The following is an 18,606-nucleotide window of genomic DNA, read 5'->3' on the forward strand; positions in this document are numbered from 1 at the left end:
CCCTTGCAGCACCGCAGAAGGAAGACGTACCGACGTGGGCACCCCCTCGCCCCGCTTGCGGGGAGAGGGTAAGGGTGAGGGGCAGCGACGCTCAAAGCTTCCCCGCATCCTCGAGGATCTGCGTCGCCTTCTTCGCCGCGTCATCAAGCGCCTGCTTGGACGTCTTGTCGCCAAGAATAGCCGCCTGCAATTCCGGATAGACCGCGTTGGAGATCTCGATCCATTCCGCCAGCGGCGGCACGGGGAAGGCGTATTTCGAAGCTTCCTGGAAGGTCTTCAGCACTTCCGTGCGATAGGGATCATCCTTCGCCTCTTCGATATTGTATTCCCAGACGGCGGTGCGGGTCGGCAGCGGGCCGGCGGATGATTCGAGCTTCTGGCTGTCCTCATTGGTCAGCCACCAGACGAGCGAGGCCGCCGCTTCCTTGTTGGCGCAGTTTTCGGTCACCGAGAACCCATGGAAGCCGGACCAGCCGGTGCGCTTGCCGGAGGAGCCCTTCGGCTGCACCTTGACGGCGACATTACCTGCCACCTTCGAGGCCTTGGGATCGTTGAAGAAGCTCGCCCAGCCCGGCCAGTCGAGATTGAGCGCGATGGAGCCCGAGGCAAAGCCTTGCCCGAGATCGTCCCAGAGATAATTGGTCGTACCCGCCGGTACCGCCTTGGCCTTATAGAGATTGACGAACCAGTCGAGTGCCTTGACGCCGGCTTCCGAGTTGAAGGCGGGCTTGCCATCGGCATCGATATATTCGCCGCCATCCGCCACCAGCATTTCATAGAAGCGGCCGTTGATCGCCTCTTCCTTACCGGCGAACTGCGTACCGTAGAAGGTGGGCGGATTCGAGAAGAATTCGGCCTGCTTCGTTACCTCGTCCCACGTATCGGGCGGCACGAGGTCTTCGCCGTATTTTTCCTTGTACGCCGTCTTCTTCGCGTCGTCCTCATAGAGGCTCTTCTGGTAATAGAGCGCCGAAACGTCAAACTGCGCCCGCGGCAGCATGACGAGCTTGCCGTCGAGCGTCGCCGCCTTGATGACGGAAGGCACGAAGGCGTCGATTTCCGTCTTCGGGATAAAGGGCGTCAGATCGGTATAGATGCCCGGATATTGCGGGGCGAAGGACGAATGGTTCGACCCCACGCACCAGTTCAAGCTGTTGGCGGCGATATCCGACTTGATTTCCTTGTCCAGCTCGAAATGGTTCTTCTTCGAGAGAATGTTGACCTTCGCGCCGGTCAGCTTTTCCCATTCGCCGATGCGCTGGTAGAGCGCTTCATATTGCTGGCCGCCGATAAGCTTGGCATCGATCGTCTGTCCGTCAAACTTGCCGGGCAGATCCTGCGCCGATGCGCCGGTCCCCGCCAGCGCGACGACAATGGCTGCTGCCGAAACGGCAGTAAGCAATCTCTTCATGATTTCCTCCCTTTGGCGACCGCTCCCCGATCCCCACCGCGCCCTCACATATGGACGCTTCATTCATATGCAAACATTTAATTTATGGATCGTCAAGCGAGGAATTTACTTTTCGCGGAAACCGTTCTTCGTATATGAGTGAATGAATTTACAGGAGAGAGATCATGGCCGACGACGAGGACAGCGAACGATACCGCGCGCCGGCGCTCGACAAGGGATTGGACATCCTAGAGCTTCTTGCCGGCATCGATGGTGGGCTGACCCAGGCCGAAATCGCCAAGGAGCTTGGCCGCAGCCCGAACGAGTTCTACCGCATGCTCGACCGACTGGTGCGCCGCGGCTATGTCACGCGGCTTGACAGCGACCGTTTTTCGCTGACCCTGAAGCTATTCGGCCTCGCGCAGCTGCACGCACCGGTGCGCCGCCTTGCCTCCTATGCCACGCCGATCATGCGCGAGTTGGCGATGAAGACCCGCCAGGCCAATCAGCTCGTGGTGTTCGACCGGGGTGCGGCGGTGGTCATCGCCCAGCAGGAAGCTCCGGATTATTGGGGGATTTCGGTCCGCGTCGGCTCGCATATTGGCCTTTTCAACACGGGTTCCGGCCATGTGCTCCTCGCCTTCCGATCGCCGGACGAGCGCGCGATGATGATCTCGGAATATGAGCGCCGGATGGACGACACGGTTCAGCCGCAGGATTTCGACGCTCGCCTCGATACGATCCGTGAGCGCGGCTATGAAATCATGACCAGTGCCCAAATAGCAGGGGTCTATAATCTCTCGGCCCCTATTCTGGCACCCGACGGGCGGGCTCTCGCCGCCCTCACCTGCCCCTATATAACCCTCGTCAACGCACCGAATGCGCCCGATATCGGACAGACCACGGAAATTCTGGTGAAGGCGGCAAAAGCGCTTTCGGAACTCGCCGGGGCGAAGACGCACTGAAACAAGTCCGGGAAAAAAGAAGGCTGGGAGGAGAGCCTGATATGTTCATAGACACCCATCTCCACATCATTGACAAGCAGGCGCTCACCTATCCCTGGCTTGCCGATGTTGCCCCGCTCGATCGGGATTTTCTCTACCGGCAATATGCGCAGGAGGCGAAACGGGTCGGCATTGCCGCCGCTCTCCACATGGAAGTCGACGTTGCGCCTGAAGCAATTGATGCCGAGACCGACTATATCCGCGGCCTCTCGACCGAGCCCGACAGCCTGATCGTCGGCGCGATCTCCTCCTGCCGCCCCGAGGAGGCCGGTTTCCCGGCTTTTCTCGAGCGCAGACGAGCCGATCCCTTCATCAAGGGCTTTCGCCGCGTGCTGCACGTCATGCCCGACGAGCTCTCCGAAACGCCGCTCTTTCGCGAGAATGTGAAGCGGCTCGACGGCAGCGGCCTGACCTTCGACCTTTGCGTCCTGCCGCATCAGATCCCCCGCGCCACGGCGCTGGTTGATCTCGCCGCGGATACGCAATTCGTGCTCGACCATTGCGGCGTTCCGGCCATCGCGGCCGGCGAACGGCATCCATGGCAGGAGAATGTCGCTGAGATCGCAAGACGCCCCAATGTCGTTGCCAAGATATCAGGGGTCGTCGCCTATGCCGATGCCGGCACGTGGACGGTCGAAACCCTCTCACCCTATGTCGAGCATGTCGTCGACTGTTTCGGCTGGGACCGCGTCGTCTGGGGCAGCGATTGGCCGGTCTGCACGCTGGGTGGCGGGCTCGCCACATGGGCGGCTGCGACCCACGCACTCTTTGCCGGCGCAACCAGAGACGAACGACGCAAGCTGTTTTTTGAAAACGCCCGGAAACTCTGGAAGCTCGATCTGCCCGCCTGATGAGGAAAGCAGGCGCTTATATTGGGCGGCTTACGCGGCCAGATGCCGGAAAGCCGCCACGACCTTTTCATAGAGCTCGCGCTTGAAGGGGACAATCAGCGAGGGCAATTCCTCCATCGGCTTCCATGCCCAATCATCGAACTCCGCGGTGTGCCCGTCCGGCGGCGGGTTGATGGCGATCTCGCTTTCGTCGCCCTCGAAACGATAGGCGAACCATTTCTGCTTCTGCCCGCGATATTTTCCCTTCAACGCCACACCGACCAGATGCGGCGGCAGATCGTAATGGATCCAGTCCGGCGCCTCGGCGAGAAGCGAGACCCCGCGGATGCCGGTTTCCTCGTAGAGCTCGCGCCGCGCCGCCGGCTCGGCCTCCTCGCCCTTGTCGATACCGCCCTGCGGCATCTGCCAGAGCTGCACCGCCCCGTCCATCTCGTCACCCGGAATGATGATGCGCCGCCCGGCCCAGACAAGGCCGTCGCGGTTAAGCACCATGATGCCGACACAAGGCCGGTAAGGCAGCGTCTCGGGGGCTACCGGACCCTTGTTCTTTGCCATGGGAATTCTCCGACTGAAATGAGAAGCCTCTGCTAATCCCTTTCGGGATCGCGGACAAGCGCTGAAACCGGCACGATCTCGATTCCCCGCGTCTTGGCCTCGTTCGCCCATGCAGCTACGGCATCGACGGTGACGGCGAAGGCCGAGCCGGTTCCGATCGCGCTCCCTTTGGCGCGGGCGATACGCTCCAGCTCGTCCAGTTTTTTGAGGATTTCGCCACGCTCCTGCACGGCATCGATGACAAGATCGGCGGCGGAAAATGGCGTCGCCTGTTGCATTGCCACCGTGTCCGCCTGGCTGCGCGCCGAGGTACCGTCGTCGAGATAGAGCAGCCCGCGCCTGCCGATCTCCTGCATCACCGGGGTCAGAGCCTCGGCATCCGCTGTGAACCGCGCCCCCATATAGTTCATCACGCCGGTATAATTGGTGATGCGTGACAAGGTCCAGAACAGGTCCGCCCTGTTCTTCTCGGCCCCGCCCTCGACCGTCAGCGTATGACGGCCGGGATCGACGCGCGGATAGTCGAAAGGTTCGAGCGGAACCTGCATCAGGATCTCATGACCGCTTTGGCGGGCCGCCTGCATCCATCGCTGCAGGCTGTTTCCCTGCGGCGCGAAGGCGAGCGTCACCTCGTCGGGAAGCTGACGGATCGCGCTCTGCGTGCCGGTCTGCGACAGGCCGAGACCGCCGATGACGATGGCGACACGCGCCCCGCGAGCGCCCGACCAACCTCTGCTATAGACGTCGAGAGGACGGAGGCCATCTGGCCCGCGTATCGGCAATGGTCCAAGCGCCGTATTCTCGATCAGTTCCGGATCAGGAAGATGCGCCACGCGCGGATCCTGACCCGTTTTCGAGGGATCGTTCACCACGATCTTACCGGATGATGCCGGCATATCCGGCGTCACCTTGATGATGGCGGGGCCCGGCGAGGAGCCGCTGCCTGGTGAAAGGGATTTGTTGCGCGCCTGCTGCGAAGGTGCATCGCCCCGCACCGTTGATCGCTCCGGAGACCTTGCTGCGACTTCGGTCGCCGAAGGCAGCGGCGGTGTACGGAACGAACTGTTGTTGCTGATGGAGAAAAAGCCAGCAGCGACGACAATGACAGCCAAGGCAGCAGAGGGGATGAACCAACGAAAAGCGCGGGAACGGCCGTTCCCGCGCTTATCCTGATTTCTGTCCTGCCCAAGCGGGCTATGAAGGTCCGCCATGTTTCAGCCCACCGCCCCCGGCTGAACGGAAGCATGGCCCAATACCATGTTTCCGATGTTCACTGGCCGAAGCCGGAAATGATCAGTTCGGCACACCCTTGTTCGGATCGGGCGGAAAGGCCGCATTGGCCATCTCGCCGCGCAGAAGTTTATAGGCCTGGTTGAGCTGAACATCATCCTTCTGATCCGGCGGGACATAGGCCGCCGAACCCGAGCCCTTGTCGTCCTCATCGACGCCCTTGATATGGCCCTTGAGCTCGGATTCACCGCGCGTCACGTTCTGATCCTTGAACTCGTCCGGCAATGGCTGCTCGACGACGATATCCGGCGTGATGCCCTTGCCCTGGATCGACTTGCCCGACGGCGTGTAATAGAGCGCCGTTGTCAGCCGCAGCGATCCGTTTTCGCCGAGCGGTATAATCGTCTGCACCGATCCCTTGCCGAAGGACTGCGTCCCCAGAACCGTCGCACGCCGGTGATCCTGCAGGGCGCCCGCGACGATTTCGGACGCGCTGGCCGAGCCGCCATTGACGAGCACGATCAGCGGCTTGCCATTGGTCAGGTCGCCCGGACGGGCATCAAAGCGGGTCACGTCCTGCGGATCGCGGCCGCGCGTCGAGACAACCTCGCCCTTGTCGAGGAAAGCATCGGAAACCGCCACCGCCTGATCGAGAAGGCCACCGGGATTGAGGCGCAGGTCGAGCACATAGCCTTTCAGCTTGTCCGCCGGAACTTTCGACTGGATGTCCTTGATCGCCTTCTGCAGATCCTCATAGGTCTGTTCCGTGAAGGAAATCACGCGGAGATAGCCGATATCGTTCTCCACCCGGGAGCGCACGGCGCGCACCTTGACGATATCGCGAACGATCTTGAGCTTGATCGGCTTGTCCACGCCCTGGCGAACCAGCGTCAGCTCGATCGGCGTATTGACCGGACCGCGCATCTTGTCGACGGCATCGTTGAGGCTCATGCCGCGCACTTCGGTGCCGTCGATCTGGGAGATGAGATCGCCAGCCATCACGCCGGCCTTGGAAGCAGGCGTGTCATCGATGGGCGCGATCACCTTGACCAGATCGTTCTCCATGGTCACTTCGATGCCGAGACCGCCGAACTCGCCCTTCGTCTGCACACGCATGTCCTGTGCCGCCTCGGGATTGAGATAGGAAGAATGCGGATCGAGCGAGGTCAACATGCCGTTGATCGCGTTTTCGATCAGCTTCTTGTCTTCCGGAGGCGTGACATATTGGGCACGGACACGCTCGAAGATATCGCCGAAAATCGCGAGTTGCTTATAGGTGTCGTTACCGGCCGCATTGGCCGAGGAAGCCGGGGCTCCCTGCACCACAACCATCGCCGAGGCTCCCAGAAGGGCGCCGGCGAAAAGAAGCGATAGTTTACGTATCATTTTGGGTCCTTCCAGAAAGCCGCACCGTCCACCACGGGGCCGGATCGACAGGTTTTCCATCTTTTCTAAACTCTATGTAGAGCATAGGCGCGCCATTTCCCATATCCATAGAAGCGGCACTTGCCAGAAGCTTTTCTCCCATAGCGCCGACCGGTTCGCCTGCCAACACGAACTGCCCCTGCGACACATCGATTCTTTGCATTCCCGCTAATACGATATGATACCCGCCACCAGCGTCCAGGATCAAGAGTTGTCCGTAAGAACGAAATGCGCCCGCATAAAGAACAACGCCATCCGAAGGTGACGTAATCGTGGCATTCGCGGCAGTCTCGAGCATTTCTCCCATGCTGCTGCCGGTGATTTCATCCTTATCGCCGTATCGTCTGCTGATCCGGCCCGCCGCCGGCAGCATCAGCCGCCCGCGCAGCGAGGCAAAGTCGGCCTGCGCCGTCAGATGGTTGGCATCGGGGTCCCGGCTCTCCGCCCGCTCCTGCCCCTCGGCCAGCCTTTTCTGTTCCGCCAGCCGCGCCGCCTCGGCAGCCTCGCGCACCGCAGCCATCTGGCTGTCGAGCGAGGCGATCAGCTCTTTCAGGTTGGTCGCCTTTTGCGCCAGTTCTTCCGTACGCTTGCGCTCGGCGGCAAGCTGCTCTTCCGATTGCGCATGCAGCTTCTTTTTTTCCTCGAGGAGCAGCGAAAGCCGCCGCTGTTCCTCGACTTGCGCCTTGCGCGTGTCGGTAAGCCGCGCCTGCTCCTTGGCTATCGAGGCGGTGACGCGGCTCATCTCCTTCAAATCACCCATCAGTTCTTCCGTCTGCTGGCGCATCTCCGGCACAACGGCACCGAGAAGCACGGCACTGCGCACCGAGGCAAGGGCATCATCGGGCCGCACCAAGATGGCTGGCGGCGGATTGAGCCCCATACGCTGCAGCGCGGCGAGCACTTCCGCAAGAACGCCGCGCCGCGCCTTCAGCGACAGCTTTATTCCATCCTCCTGCTCACGCAGCGACATCAATTTTTCGCCGATATCTTCGATATCCTGCGTCAGCTTTTTCTCGGTCTTGGCGGACTGGATCAGCGCGGCGGTAATTGTCACCTGATCCTTCTTCAGCGCACCAATTTCATCGTCGAGCTTGGCGAGTTTCTCCTGCGACAGCGAAATCTCGCCGGTGATCCGCTCCAGCTCCTCACTGGTTTGCGAGCGCTGCATCTGTAGCGGCGCATCCTGCGCCTGCCCCGGGACCGGCAGACCGATAGCCATCCATCCTGCGCACAGAATTGCCAGACCGGCCGCGCCCTTTCGCAAGGCGCGATCGCCGGCGGTCCTGCATCGGTTTGGCGAATGGCAATTCATCTATTCGTCTTGTCGCCCCTCGGCGGACGGCCCGGTCATGGTTTCGTGGCCGATATTATGCCCTGTTTCGTTAAGGAAACATCAACCATAATGCTGGGCGGCGATAATTTGCGCGCAATGAAGCCCTACCGCTCGACAGCGTTACACGGAGTATTCCCCGTCCGCCTTGTGCGCCAGCCACCCATGCGGGATGAATCCGGCGGAAATGCGTGCATTCAAGCCCTGTGATAAGGATGGCCCGAGAGTATGGTCGCGGCGCGGTAAAGCTGCTCGGCCACCAGAATGCGGGCGATCTGATGTGGCCATGTCATGGCGCCGAGCGCCAGAACCAGATCTGCGCGGTCACGCAAGCGCGGATCATGGCCGTCCGGCCCGCCAATGGCCAGGATGAGCTGCCGCGGACCCTCGTCGCGCAATCGGCCTATGCGGCCGGCAAAATCCTCCGAATTCAGCATCTTGCCGCGCTCGTCGAGCAGGATAAGCCTCGCGCCGGCATCCAGCGCCTCGAATATGCGCGCCGCCTCCTCCTGCTTGCGCTGCTCCGCCGTTGCGGCGCGGCTTTCTACGATCTCCCCCACGCCCGTGAATTCCAGGCCGAGCGAAGATCCGGTCTTGGTGAACCGGTCAAAATAGCGGTCGGCCAACTCCCGCTCGGGACCGGCCTTCATCCGGCCCACGGCAAAAACAGTGATACGCATGGCCTTCCCTGGCCTGATCCACGCCGGCGCAAACGCCGGCTACGCACAATCCCCAAAGATCATGCGGTTAATGCATCAGTGCATGGTTTCCGCTTCCAGCTCTCCGTCAAGGTCCGGCGTGAGCCACATCTTCTCGATGTTGTAGAACTCGCGCACTTCCGGACGGAAGAGATGAATGATGATATCGCCGGTATCGATCAGAACCCAGTCGCCATTCGTCAGCCCCTCGACCTTGGCATTGCCGTATCCGGCATCCTTGAGGGTACGCAGAAGCTGATCGGCAACCGCCGCAACATGGCGATGCGAACGGCCCGACGCGATTACCATGTAATCGCCGAGTGCCGATTTTCCGCGAATGTCGATGGAGACGATGGATTCCGCCTTGGAGTCTTCGAGACTGGCGAGGACCATTTCGAGGGCATGGGATACGGACGCAAGCCCGCTGACCCCAGCCGTTGAAGGCGCAAATGCGTCCTTCTTCTGAATTGCTGTTCTCAGTGTCTTTCCTTTCCAACAAGAACAACGCCGCACGGCAAATACAAGCGCCGCACAGGATTAAGATAGGCAGAGTCCCGTGACAGTTTCAAGACCTGCCGCGGTCAACTTTACTTTCGTTCGGATGGCGCCGGCCATTGCGGATCGCGGTGGAGGAGAGCGATGAACGGGGGCCGTGGATGAAAGTCCACGCAGGAGCGCGGAAACGGGAGAGAAGCGGCGCATCGGCCTCATCGACGCGGGCGTGCGCGAAAGTCTTGGCCAGCCGCGACGAGAGATAGGCGAGCGTCGAGCCCGGACGGTCGACGACGGCAATCGGAAACGTCATGGCGATCTGCCGCCAGCGCTGCCAGCGGTGGAAGCCGGCCAGGCTGTCGGCGCCCATGATCCAGACGAACCGGACGCCTGGATTGCGCGCTTTGATCAGCGCCAGCGTATCCGCGGTATAGCGCACATTGTAAGCCGCCTCGAACGCCGTCACCTTGATGCGCGGGTCCCTGGCTATCTTCTCGCTCTGCGCCAGCCGCTCGGCGAGCGGCGCGAGCTCGCTTGCATCCTTCAGCGGGTTGCCGGGAGTGACCATCCACCAGAGTTGGTCGAGATGCAGCTGGCGCAACGAGATTTCCGCCACCAGAGCATGACCGGCATGAGGCGGGTTGAACGATCCGCCGAAGAGGCCGACAGCCATGCCCTTCTCGACATGCGGCATCCTGAGATAGTCGGTATCTATGCCGGGATAGCGCCGTTGCGGCGGCAACGATCGTGTCACGGGCGCGTCTGGCCGTTGCCGCGCACGCGGTATTTGAACGAGGTGAGTTGCTCGACGCCAACCGGTCCGCGCGCATGCATCTTGCCCGTCGCGATGCCGATTTCCGCCCCCATGCCGAACTCGCCGCCATCGGCAAACTGGGTCGAGGCATTGTGGAGCAGAATGGCGGAATCGATCTCGTTGAAGAAGCGCTCCACGGCCACAGCGTCCTCCGCGATGATCGCTTCCGTGTGATGCGAGGAATAGCGGTCGATATGACCGATCGCACCGCCGACGCCATCGACCAGCGCCACGGAGATGACGCTATCCAGATATTCGGTCGACCAGTCGGCTTCGCTTGCCGGCTTCGCGTCAGGAAACAGCGTCCGCACTTCGTCGCTGCCACGGATTTCGCAGCCAGCATCGCGCAAATCTTCCAAAATCGGCACCAGATGTGTTGCGGCGACGGCGCGATCCACCAGCAGCGTCTCCGCAGCGCCGCAAATGCCGGTACGCCGCATCTTGGCGTTGACGGCGATCCGCCGCGCCATGGCGAGGTCGGCCGAACGGTCGATATAGAGATGGCAGAGGCCTTCGAGATGGGCAAAGACCGGCACGCGCGCTTCCGACTGGACCCGCGCCACCAGGCTCTTGCCGCCGCGCGGGATGATAACATCGATATTGCCGCTGAGCCCCTTCAGCATTTCGCCGACTGCGGCACGATCCGTCACCGGCACGATCTGGATCGCATCTTTCGGCAGTCCAGCCGCCTTCAGCCCCTCAATGAGCGCCGCATGGATGACCGCCGTCGACTGCGCCGAATCCGAACCGCCACGCAGGATCACCGCATTGCCGGATTTCAGGCATAGCGCACCGGCATCGGCCGTCACATTCGGCCGGCTTTCATAGATGACGCCGACGATGCCGAGCGGCGTTCGCACGCGCTCGATATGGAGCCCGTTCGGCCGGTCCCATTCCGCGATCATCTCGCCCACCGGGTCCTTCAGTTCGGCGATCGCCCGCACGCCGTCTGCCATCGCACCAATCCGGCCGCTATCCAGTTTCAGCCTGTCCAGCATGGCGGAGGTCAGCCCCGCTTCTTGCGCGTTGGCGAGGTCGATCGCGTTGGCGGCGAGGATCTCGTCTTGCCGGCGGATCAGCGCCTCCGCCATGGCCACTAGGGCGGCGTGCTTGCGCTCGGCCGATGCGATGGCGAGTGGCCCGGATGCGGCCCGTGCTTTGGCGCCGATCTCCGCCATCAGCTTTGCAATATCCGTTCCGGCCTCTGCTTTCGTCAGCATTATCCTATCCTTCCGCCATGCGCGTTTCTTCGCGCATCTTCATTCCGCGCACCACGAGGTCGTTGCGGTGGATCATCGCGGCACGTCCCTCATAACCCAGAATGGCCGCGATCTCATTGCTCTTGCGTCCCGCAATTCTTACGGCATCCGCCGCGTCATAGGCAACAAGGCCGCGCGCCACCTCCCGGCCTTCAAGACTCATGACCGCAACGGTATCGCCACGCTGGAAATTGCCCTCCACCTCGCGCACGCCTGCCGGCAAAAGCGATTTGCCGGATCGGAGTGCCGCAAGCGCGCCATCATCCACCACAAGGCGCCCCGCCGGTTCGAGATTGCCCGATATCCAGGTCTTCCAGGCGCTGACCGGCGCGTTGCTCGCCTTGAACAGCGTCGCGCGTTCGCCCCGGTCGATTGCGCCAAGCGGGTTGAGCCGGCTCCCCGAGGTGATGATCATCGCCGTTCCCGCCGCATTGGCGATCTTGCCGGCATCGAGCTTCGTCTTCATGCCGCCACGCGAGAGCTCGGAAGCTGCTGCGCCCGCCATCGCCTCGATCTCCGGCGTGATCGCCTCCACCACGGGCAGGAAGCGCGCGTTTGGATCAAGATGCGGCGGAGCCGTATAGAGCCCGTCAATATCCGACAGGAGAATCAGGAGATCGGCCCCCATCATCGTCGCCACGCGCGCCGCGAGACGATCATTGTCGCCATAGCGGATTTCGGTCGTCGCCACCGTATCGTTTTCGTTGATAATCGGAACGGCGCCGAACTTCACCAACGTCTCGATCGTGGCGCGCGCATTGAGATAGCGGCGGCGTTCTTCGGTGTCGGAAAGTGTCAGCAGTATCTGTCCGGCGCGGATATTATGGCGCTCCAGCACGTCCGCATAGGCCCTGGCCAGCGCGATCTGCCCGGCAGCAGCGGCAGCCTGGCTTTCCTCCAGCTTCAGCGCCCCCTTCGGCATGGAAAGGACGGTACGGCCGAGCGCAATGGCGCCGGAAGAAACAACGAGCACCTCGACGCCGGCGACGGCAAGCGCCGCGATGTCCTCACCCAGGCTTTCCAGCCATTCGCGCTTGAGCCCGGTTGTCCGGTCGACCAGCAGCGCCGAACCGATCTTCACCACGATACGGCGATATTGTTTCAGCGCCTTCATTGTCATGATTGCCGTCTCACTCACCTGTCGCGGCGGCGTGAGCGCCTGCCTCGACGGTTCTCGCCTCGTCGATAATCGCCGCAAGCGCCCGAAGCGCCTCATCAAGCCCCTCGCGACTGACGGCGGAGAGGAGAAGCGGCGCCTGACGGCTCGCCTTCTTCAACGCTGCCGCCTTTTCCTTGCGCGCATCCTCGTCCAGCGTATCGATCTGCGACAAGGCGACGATCTCGATCTTGTCGCTCAAGCCATGGCCATAGGCCTCGAGCTCGCCCCGTACCGTCCGGTACGCCTTGGCGACATCCTCTTCCTGCGCCGAGACCAGATGCAGGAGCACCCGGTTCCGCTCGACATGGCCGAGAAAACGGTCGCCGATGCCAACGCCCTCATGCGCCCCCTCGATGAGACCGGGAATGTCCGCGATAACGAATTCCCGCCCGTCGATGCGGGCCACGCCGAGATTGGGATGGAGCGTGGTGAAGGGATAATCCGCGATTTTCGGCTTGGCCGCCGTCACGCTCGCGAGAAATGTCGATTTACCAGCATTGGGCAGGCCGACCAGCCCGGCATCGGCAATCAGCTTCAATCTCAGCCAGATGGTTCGCTCCTCACCCGGCAGGCCCGGATTGGCGCGGCGCGGCGCCCGGTTGGTCGAGGTGGTGAAATGCAGATTGCCGAAGCCGCCATTGCCGCCCTTGGCAATCCGGAAACGCTGGCCGACCTCGGTCAGATCGCAGATCAGCGTCTCATTGTCTTCCTCGAAGACCTGCGTACCGACAGGTACTTTCAGCGCCACATCAGCGCCCTTGGCGCCAGTCCTGTTGCGACCCATGCCATGCGTGCCGGTCTTTGCCTTGAAATGCTGCTGATAGCGATAGTCGATCAGCGTGTTGAGACCATCGACGACCTCAACCCAGACGTCGCCGCCGCGTCCGCCATCGCCGCCGTCGGGCCCGCCGAATTCGAGAAACTTCTCGCGGCGGAAAGACACCGCCCCCGCCCCGCCATCGCCGGAGCGGATGTAAATCTTTGCCTGATCGAGAAATTTCATTGCTTTACAACCTGTTTGTTTTGAGACGCCTTACAGGAGAAAAGGGAGTAAGGGAATAAGTGAGTAGGGGAAGTGGGTATGCAAGAAACTTACTCCCGTATTCCCATTCCCCTACTGCCCTATTCCCCTATTCACTCATCTGTGCCAGCTCCGCAGGCCTATCCACGTCCGCCGGTCGAGCGTGTAGCGCTCCGTCGGCACATTGCCGGCAGCAAGCGAATCCATCATGCCGGTGCCGGCATACTGAAAGCCGCTCTTATGGATCACCCGGCGCGAAGCGGCATTGGTCACCCGGCAGGAGACATGCAGCCTTTCGATATCCGTGGCACGGAAAGCCAGATCGATCAGCGCATGCGCCGCTTCCGTTGCATAACCCCTTCCCCAGAACGGCTCGCCCAGCCAATAGCCGATCTCCAACCCCTCGCCATGCTTGTGGGAATGGATGCCGCAGCAGCCCATGAATATCCCTGTCTCTGCTTGGGTAATGGCATAGACGCATTTGCCGATCTCGCCCGTTTTGGCTCGATTGACGAAATCCGCCGCATGGGCACGCGTATAGGGATACGGCATGCGCGAAAGCATCTCCGCGACGCGGACATTGTCGGCGAGATCGGCAATTGCATCCACGTCCTCCTCATGCGGCGGGCGCAGAACGAGCCTCTCGGTGACAAGAACGGGACAATCGATCCGCCTTGCGCTTTCTTCCTCGTCTTCCCGAGCATGATGTTCATCATGATCTGATATTTCGGCAACCATTTTCAGTCCTCCAGATGCGAAAAGGGGAGATGGTGGCGTCCCATCTCCCCTTTTTCTGATCTCTTGGCCTTGGATGCCAGACACCGGGTCCGATGGGACGCCGGTGCTTGAAGTGGAGTGCTACCGGCTTACTCCGCTGCCTCCGTAATCGGGTTTACCGATACGAAGGTACGTCCGTTGGCTTTCGTGCGGAAGGAAACCGAACCGTTCGACAGAGCGAACAGCGTGTGATCCTTGCCGATGCCGACATTTTCGCCGGCATGCCACTTGGTGCCGCGCTGACGCACGAGAATGTTGCCGGCGAGAACCTTCTCGCCACCAAACTTCTTTACGCCAAGGCGTTTAGACTCTGAATCGCGACCGTTGCGCGACGAACCGCCAGCTTTCTTATGTGCCATCGGTGTTCTCCTTTAAAACTCTCTGGCATGTCCCCGAAAAGCTGCTTCACTTTCGGATAGGATCATGCGGCTAAATCCAGACTTACTCGGCCGACTTGGCCTTGGGCGCAGCCTTCTTCGGCGCTGCCTTGGCTTTCGGTGCGGCTTCGGTCGCCTCGGCGGCTTCCGCCTTCACGGCTTCGTCCTTCTTGGCGGCGGGCTTCGCGGCGGCCTTCTTCGACGGCTTGGCGCCACCGGTAAGGATCTCCGAGATGCGGATCGTCGTCAGCTCCTGGCGATGGCCGCGGGTGCGCTTCGAATTCTGCCGGCGGCGCTTCTTGAAGGCGATGACCTTGCGGCCGCGGCCCTGCTCGACGACCTCAGCCGTCACCAGGGCGCCTTCGACGACGGGCGCGCCGATCGTGGCGGATGCGCCTTCGCCGACCATCAGCACTTCGGCGAATTCGACGATATCACCGGCTGCGCCGGAAACTTTCTCGACCTTCAGGAGGTCGTTGGCGGCAACGCGATACTGCTTGCCACCCGTCTTGATGACTGCGAACATTTTTTATCCTTTCGGGTCGTTCGGTCCGGCTCTCATGCGAAAACGCATGGGCCGTCTTTTTGTCAGTCGTGACAGATTTATCTGGAAAGGCCGCCAAATCATCCGTTATGGAGATCCGGCAAACCCGCTCAAAACGATGGGCGCGGATTCACCCACGCCTAAAGTCGCGCGCTTATAAAGGCGAAACGGGCGGCAAGTCAAGAATTTTCCCCGAGATTTGGCCAAATAGCTCTTGTATCTCGCGGCCATGCCCGCTATCTAGCGCACCGCACATTCAGCTCGCGTGGAATTTTCCTTAAGCGGATGGCAGAAAGTCTCTTTCTGGCTACCCGCCCATAACGCGGAGAGGTGGCTGAGTGGTTGAAAGCACCGCACTCGAAATGCGGCATAGGGGCAACTCTATCGGGGGTTCGAATCCCTCCCTCTCCGCCAAACACCGCCGATTGCCCTCTATAGTGCGATATTGCCGCCGATTACCGCATTTCACCGGGTGAGATAGAACACCGCCGATTCTACGCTACAGCCCTATAATTCGTGGCCACATCATACCGGATTGAGGGCGAATGTAGCGTGACGCTCGTTCCTGACATTTTGACGTTGGTTCTTAGACAAAGTTGAACGCTTTAATCTGCACTCAGAAGCGTCGTGTTGGAAACCAGCCGACATTCTCACAATGACTGCACTGGCGACCATCGTCCGCTTCACAGACTTTGCATTTAATCCAGTCGCCCTCTTGCAACATGCTTACCATAACACCTCGGCAACGCTTGCGGTCATATGTCCTGTGGCAGTTCCGGCCGATGCTTTCAATTCGACTGGCCTGCGCACCGCAAACCGCACAGATCGAAATAGGACGTAATCTCATAATCGCACTCCTCTGTTGGGTCTGCAGAATTTACGGACCGAAAGGTTACTTTCTCAAACAGGGTCTAGAGGTGCTTTAAGGGGCTTTATAAGCCCCGACAAACCCAATCTCCGCAATGGGCAGCCTTGAGAGTTCGCCACGCATACGCCGCAGCCAGGCTGACCACTCCGTTACCGGCCGCATCGGATCGGTCCATCCGATCGGCCATCCTCAACGATCCGAAGACACGCACAGCGGCGCTCCTCTACATGTTCCACCGCATCCAGGACGTGCTGACCGGCGATCCCGCGATGATCTTCCTCGACGAGGGCTGGAAGCTGCTCGATGACGAGGTTTTCGTACTGTTCATCAAGAACATGCTGAAGACCATCCGCAAGCTCAACGGCATCATCGGCTTCGGCACGCAATCGGCCGCCGATGTGGTGGACTCGGCAATCGCCAACACGCTGATCGAGCAGACGACGACGAATATCTTCTTTCCCAATGCCAAGGCCGACACCCGCTCCTACCGCGACTATTTCAAGCTGACGGCCAAGGAATATGTCTTCGTCAAGAATACGGCCAAGGAAAGCCGTTCGTTCCTCGTCAAGCACGCCAGCGATTCCATCGTCGCCAGGCTCGACCTCTCCACAATGCCGGAACTGATCAAGGTCCTGTCCGGCCGGGCAGAAACGGTGCGCGAGTGCGAAAGGCTGCGCCAGGAATATGGAGACGATCCCGCGGCATGGCTGCCGCATTTCTGCGGGTGACCGGCAGGATGGAGCAATCAGTATTACAGCTCACCAAAGTATATCTTCATAATTTAGGGAAATGAACAATGAATTCCAGAATATTACTATCAGTAATCATAATAGTCTCTGCAACAGAACACGTAAATTCTTTCCCAGTATATGATTCCGCCGTCGACGGTTCAGTGAAAACTGTAAACGGCTCCGTTCAGCAGAACGTAAAAAACACGGATGAAATAAAAGAAACAAACAAGAAAATGCTGGAAGCGATGACCAAGGACAAAGATACAAACATGCAATCCAGCGAAAAATCGACGGGGAAGACCCCATCGCCTGCCCAAGCGACGAAGAGCGTGACGGAATGGAACAAACAGGCGATCAACGGCGCAAAGGGCATCATGTACGGTCTCAGGGCCGGAGACCAGATAATCGATCTGGCAGCACCGGAAGGTTCTGACCTCGCAAAAGCGAACAGGATCTATACCGGGTCAGTGAATCTTCTCGAATCCCTCATATTGATCGCCGAGGCGATAAACAACGACATCGCATTCCGGGAGAAGGATATGCAGGCGGCGGCCCAGCAAGTGGGCAAATCCGCCGATATCAAAACCTCCATGGATCAGAATACCTTTATGCAGATCGAGAATACCAGGGCACTCAATCAGCTGATCAGCACACAGAATTATTCGCTTTCCGCAACGAATGCAGGGATGCGCGATAGTCTGACACGACAGGCGGAGGTCGGCAGAATGCTGGCTTATAAGGACGTCAATCCGTTCAAATAATTCATTTTCATCACCTCCAAAAATCAAGTGTGCAAGAATGAAAACCGGTTTCGCTCGTCGAAAAGAATTGTCGGCCCGCACTGCGCTTATCCTTGTGCTGGCCGCGGTCGCGAGTTCATGTGCCGGCCCCGGTCGGGAGCTGAAGGCGCCGTGTGGGGCGTTGACAAGCTATGCCGACGGCGAGTGCGGGCCGGCCAAGCCGGTCAACACGATCTTCGGCATGGTGGATACGGATCATGTCTGACGCCTCCCGTTCGATCATAGGGTCTCTCCTGCTGGCCGTCGATAGAGCCGATCAGGCCTTCGTTGAGACGCTCTATCTGGGTCTCGCAGACCAGTTGAAGATATATTTTGTCGGGCTGCTGACAGTCTACATGATCTGGTGGGGCTATTCGATCATATCGGGCACGGCAACGGCCTCCCCTCTGGAAGCAGCCGAGCGCCTCGCCAAGGTCATATTCATCTACTGGATCGCGACCAACTGGGGCATATTCGCCACCGCTCTTTATGAGATCACGCAATATATCCCGGAAGAGCTGGCAAGCCGCATCGTGGAAGCAATCTCGACCGCGACCGGGCACACGGTGAGCAACACCAACATACATGAAATGCTAAACCATCTCTATGCAATGATGCTGCAGCTTCCAGCTATTTTCTATAGTGGAACCGTGCAGGATACGTTTGCCGGCCTTTTCTCCCTTCTCGTCATCGTTATGACCTTGCTGTTCCTCGGCGCCGTGTTGGCCGGGATCATCATCGTCAAGGTCATGCTGAACATCGTGCTGGCGCTCGGCCCAGTCTGGATCATCCTCGCGCTCTATAATTACTCCTCGCGTTTCACCGCCGGTTTTCTGACGATTGCCGCCAATCTGATGGTCCAGCAGATCCTGATCTACGGATTTCTCGGCTTTTATTATCATCTCGTCATCAAAGCGCTGGACGCAGCCACGAATGGCGAAATCGAAATTGCCGCCGCGGATGGCTCCGGCCAGCCCATAGTTTCCGTCGTCGACCACAAGCTCGCCTATGTGATGCCGCTGATGCTGGTCATGATGATCGGCTTCTACGTGCTGATCCGGCTTCCCGCGCTTGCCTCGGTCATTACCGGCAGTGCACAGCAGGCCGCCAGCCTCATGAGCGCCGCCATTGCGCGCTCAAGCGCCGGATGGTGGCGCCGCACAGTCAATACGGATGCTGCAAGACCCATCATTCTTTCCGCTGCCGACCATGAGGCGGCCCGCCTCAGCATCCAGCGCGAAACAGCCCGCAACTCGGCCGCAGCACTATGATTTCATTTGATAATTTTCAAACCGATACTCA

20 protein-coding genes and 1 tRNA gene are annotated in these 18,606 nt (G+C 60.1%); 7 read left to right on the forward strand and 14 right to left on the reverse strand.

The window, feature by feature from the left end; all coding sequences use genetic code 11:
* Positions 1–91: 91 nt before the first annotated feature.
* Positions 92–1,411 carry an ABC transporter substrate-binding protein gene (locus tag ATN84_RS18400; protein ID WP_068883331.1) on the reverse strand — a complete coding sequence of 440 codons (1,320 nt, stop codon included), beginning with the start codon at positions 1,409–1,411 and terminating at the stop codon, positions 92–94.
* Between the two features lie 164 nt (positions 1,412–1,575).
* On the opposite strand from ATN84_RS18400, the gene ATN84_RS18405 reads away from it, so the two are divergent.
* Positions 1,576–2,355 (forward strand): IclR family transcriptional regulator, encoded by a 780-nt coding sequence (locus tag ATN84_RS18405; RefSeq protein WP_068883333.1) that lies wholly within the window; start codon positions 1,576–1,578, stop codon positions 2,353–2,355.
* Positions 2,356–2,396: 41 nt separating this feature from the next.
* Positions 2,397–3,245 carry an amidohydrolase family protein gene (locus ATN84_RS18410; RefSeq protein WP_068883335.1) on the forward strand — a complete coding sequence of 283 codons (849 nt, stop codon included), beginning with the start codon at positions 2,397–2,399 and terminating at the stop codon, positions 3,243–3,245.
* A 30-nt stretch (positions 3,246–3,275) separates the two neighbouring features.
* Here the strand turns inward: ATN84_RS18410 and ATN84_RS18415 are convergent, their stop codons facing one another.
* The 13 genes from ATN84_RS18415 to rplU all read right to left on the reverse strand — a co-directional run bounded on the left by ATN84_RS18415 (position 3,276) and on the right by rplU (position 14,908).
* Positions 3,276–3,800: an RNA pyrophosphohydrolase gene (locus ATN84_RS18415; protein WP_068883337.1), complete on the reverse strand. Its 525-nt coding sequence runs from the start codon at positions 3,798–3,800 to the stop codon at positions 3,276–3,278.
* A 32-nt stretch (positions 3,801–3,832) separates the two neighbouring features.
* Positions 3,833–5,011, reverse strand: a complete 1,179-nt coding sequence (locus ATN84_RS18420; RefSeq protein ID WP_068883339.1) for a divergent polysaccharide deacetylase family protein — start codon at positions 5,009–5,011, stop codon at positions 3,833–3,835.
* Between the two features lie 82 nt (positions 5,012–5,093).
* Positions 5,094–6,416, reverse strand: a complete 1,323-nt coding sequence (locus ATN84_RS18425) for a S41 family peptidase (protein ID WP_068883341.1) — start codon at positions 6,414–6,416, stop codon at positions 5,094–5,096.
* Complete coding sequence (locus ATN84_RS18430; protein WP_425287420.1) at positions 6,406–7,767, reverse strand: murein hydrolase activator EnvC family protein; 1,362 nt, start codon at positions 7,765–7,767, stop codon at positions 6,406–6,408. The genes ATN84_RS18425 and ATN84_RS18430 overlap by 11 nt, the downstream gene beginning before the upstream one ends.
* Before the next feature lie 215 nt (positions 7,768–7,982).
* The gene (gene rlmH / locus ATN84_RS18435; RefSeq protein WP_068883343.1) at positions 7,983–8,465 is read right to left on the reverse strand and encodes a 23S rRNA (pseudouridine(1915)-N(3))-methyltransferase RlmH; all 483 of its coding nucleotides are present in this window, start codon (positions 8,463–8,465) and stop codon (positions 7,983–7,985) included.
* Between the two features lie 75 nt (positions 8,466–8,540).
* Positions 8,541–8,876: a ribosome silencing factor gene (rsfS, locus tag ATN84_RS18440; RefSeq protein WP_068883345.1), complete on the reverse strand. Its 336-nt coding sequence runs from the start codon at positions 8,874–8,876 to the stop codon at positions 8,541–8,543.
* Positions 8,877–9,048: 172 nt separating this feature from the next.
* Positions 9,049–9,669, reverse strand: coding sequence for a nicotinate-nucleotide adenylyltransferase (locus tag ATN84_RS18445; protein ID WP_082766381.1), 621 nt, complete (start codon positions 9,667–9,669; stop codon positions 9,049–9,051).
* Positions 9,670–9,725: 56 nt separating this feature from the next.
* Positions 9,726–11,009 carry a glutamate-5-semialdehyde dehydrogenase gene (locus ATN84_RS18450; protein ID WP_068883349.1) on the reverse strand — a complete coding sequence of 428 codons (1,284 nt, stop codon included), beginning with the start codon at positions 11,007–11,009 and terminating at the stop codon, positions 9,726–9,728.
* A gap of 4 nt (positions 11,010–11,013) precedes the next feature.
* A complete protein-coding gene (proB, locus tag ATN84_RS18455) occupies positions 11,014–12,162 on the reverse strand; it encodes a glutamate 5-kinase (protein WP_153020300.1) in 1,149 nt (382 codons plus the stop codon).
* 16 nt (positions 12,163–12,178) lie between these two features.
* Positions 12,179–13,210: a GTPase ObgE gene (obgE, locus tag ATN84_RS18460; RefSeq protein WP_068883353.1), complete on the reverse strand. Its 1,032-nt coding sequence runs from the start codon at positions 13,208–13,210 to the stop codon at positions 12,179–12,181.
* Between the two features lie 135 nt (positions 13,211–13,345).
* Entirely contained in the window at positions 13,346–13,966 is a 621-nt protein-coding gene (locus ATN84_RS18465; RefSeq protein WP_068883355.1) for a GNAT family N-acetyltransferase, read from the reverse strand.
* Between the two features lie 128 nt (positions 13,967–14,094).
* Positions 14,095–14,364: a 50S ribosomal protein L27 gene (gene rpmA, locus ATN84_RS18470; RefSeq protein WP_068883357.1), complete on the reverse strand. Its 270-nt coding sequence runs from the start codon at positions 14,362–14,364 to the stop codon at positions 14,095–14,097.
* Between the two features lie 82 nt (positions 14,365–14,446).
* Positions 14,447–14,908, reverse strand: coding sequence for a 50S ribosomal protein L21 (gene rplU / locus ATN84_RS18475; protein ID WP_068883359.1), 462 nt, complete (start codon positions 14,906–14,908; stop codon positions 14,447–14,449).
* 342 nt (positions 14,909–15,250) lie between these two features.
* Here rplU and ATN84_RS18480 point away from each other — a divergent pair.
* The 5 genes from ATN84_RS18480 (at position 15,251) to ATN84_RS18495 (ending at position 18,575) form a co-directional block, all read left to right on the forward strand.
* A tRNA-Ser gene (locus tag ATN84_RS18480) sits at positions 15,251–15,340 on the forward strand.
* Positions 15,341–16,021: 681 nt separating this feature from the next.
* Positions 16,022–16,522, forward strand: coding sequence for a TraG/VirB4 family ATPase (locus ATN84_RS18485; RefSeq protein WP_068883361.1), 501 nt, complete (start codon positions 16,022–16,024; stop codon positions 16,520–16,522).
* Between the two features lie 68 nt (positions 16,523–16,590).
* Complete coding sequence (locus ATN84_RS18490; RefSeq protein WP_153020288.1) at positions 16,591–17,286, forward strand: hypothetical protein; 696 nt, start codon at positions 16,591–16,593, stop codon at positions 17,284–17,286.
* Between the two features lie 67 nt (positions 17,287–17,353).
* On the forward strand, positions 17,354–17,530 hold the full coding sequence (locus ATN84_RS27325; RefSeq protein WP_161939592.1) for a hypothetical protein: 177 nt from the start codon (positions 17,354–17,356) through the stop codon (positions 17,528–17,530).
* Positions 17,523–18,575 carry a TrbL/VirB6 family protein gene (locus tag ATN84_RS18495; protein WP_068883365.1) on the forward strand — a complete coding sequence of 351 codons (1,053 nt, stop codon included), beginning with the start codon at positions 17,523–17,525 and terminating at the stop codon, positions 18,573–18,575. The genes ATN84_RS27325 and ATN84_RS18495 overlap by 8 nt, the downstream gene beginning before the upstream one ends.
* The last annotated feature ends 31 nt before the right edge of the window (positions 18,576–18,606 follow it).

The sequence above is a fragment of the Paramesorhizobium deserti genome (assembly GCF_001558695.1).
Lineage (GTDB): Bacteria > Pseudomonadota > Alphaproteobacteria > Rhizobiales > Rhizobiaceae > Paramesorhizobium > Paramesorhizobium deserti.

What these genes read in the sequence shown, in the direction of transcription:
- ATN84_RS18400 (WP_068883331.1), bottom strand. Translation starts at nt 1,411, where the DNA reads ATGAAGAGATTGCTTACTGCCGTTTCGGCAGCAGCCATTGTCGTCGCG.
- ATN84_RS18405 (WP_068883333.1), top strand. Translation starts at nt 1,576, where the DNA reads ATGGCCGACGACGAGGACAGCGAACGATACCGCGCGCCGGCGCTCGAC.
- ATN84_RS18410 (WP_068883335.1), top strand. Translation starts at nt 2,397, where the DNA reads ATGTTCATAGACACCCATCTCCACATCATTGACAAGCAGGCGCTCACC.
- ATN84_RS18415 (WP_068883337.1), bottom strand. Translation starts at nt 3,800, where the DNA reads ATGGCAAAGAACAAGGGTCCGGTAGCCCCCGAGACGCTGCCTTACCGG.
- ATN84_RS18420 (WP_068883339.1), bottom strand. Translation starts at nt 5,011, where the DNA reads ATGGCGGACCTTCATAGCCCGCTTGGGCAGGACAGAAATCAGGATAAG.
- ATN84_RS18425 (WP_068883341.1), bottom strand. Translation starts at nt 6,416, where the DNA reads ATGATACGTAAACTATCGCTTCTTTTCGCCGGCGCCCTTCTGGGAGCC.
- ATN84_RS18430 (WP_425287420.1), bottom strand. Translation starts at nt 7,767, where the DNA reads ATGAATTGCCATTCGCCAAACCGATGCAGGACCGCCGGCGATCGCGCC.
- rlmH (WP_068883343.1), bottom strand. Translation starts at nt 8,465, where the DNA reads ATGCGTATCACTGTTTTTGCCGTGGGCCGGATGAAGGCCGGTCCCGAG.
- rsfS (WP_068883345.1), bottom strand. Translation starts at nt 8,876, where the DNA reads ATGGTCCTCGCCAGTCTCGAAGACTCCAAGGCGGAATCCATCGTCTCC.
- ATN84_RS18445 (WP_082766381.1), bottom strand. Translation starts at nt 9,669, where the DNA reads ATGCCGCATGTCGAGAAGGGCATGGCTGTCGGCCTCTTCGGCGGATCG.
- ATN84_RS18450 (WP_068883349.1), bottom strand. Translation starts at nt 11,009, where the DNA reads ATGCTGACGAAAGCAGAGGCCGGAACGGATATTGCAAAGCTGATGGCG.
- proB (WP_153020300.1), bottom strand. Translation starts at nt 12,162, where the DNA reads ATGAAGGCGCTGAAACAATATCGCCGTATCGTGGTGAAGATCGGTTCG.
- obgE (WP_068883353.1), bottom strand. Translation starts at nt 13,210, where the DNA reads ATGAAATTTCTCGATCAGGCAAAGATTTACATCCGCTCCGGCGATGGC.
- ATN84_RS18465 (WP_068883355.1), bottom strand. Translation starts at nt 13,966, where the DNA reads ATGGTTGCCGAAATATCAGATCATGATGAACATCATGCTCGGGAAGAC.
- rpmA (WP_068883357.1), bottom strand. Translation starts at nt 14,364, where the DNA reads ATGGCACATAAGAAAGCTGGCGGTTCGTCGCGCAACGGTCGCGATTCA.
- rplU (WP_068883359.1), bottom strand. Translation starts at nt 14,908, where the DNA reads ATGTTCGCAGTCATCAAGACGGGTGGCAAGCAGTATCGCGTTGCCGCC.
- ATN84_RS18485 (WP_068883361.1), top strand. Translation starts at nt 16,022, where the DNA reads ATGTTCCACCGCATCCAGGACGTGCTGACCGGCGATCCCGCGATGATC.
- ATN84_RS18490 (WP_153020288.1), top strand. Translation starts at nt 16,591, where the DNA reads ATGAATTCCAGAATATTACTATCAGTAATCATAATAGTCTCTGCAACA.
- ATN84_RS18495 (WP_068883365.1), top strand. Translation starts at nt 17,523, where the DNA reads ATGTCTGACGCCTCCCGTTCGATCATAGGGTCTCTCCTGCTGGCCGTC.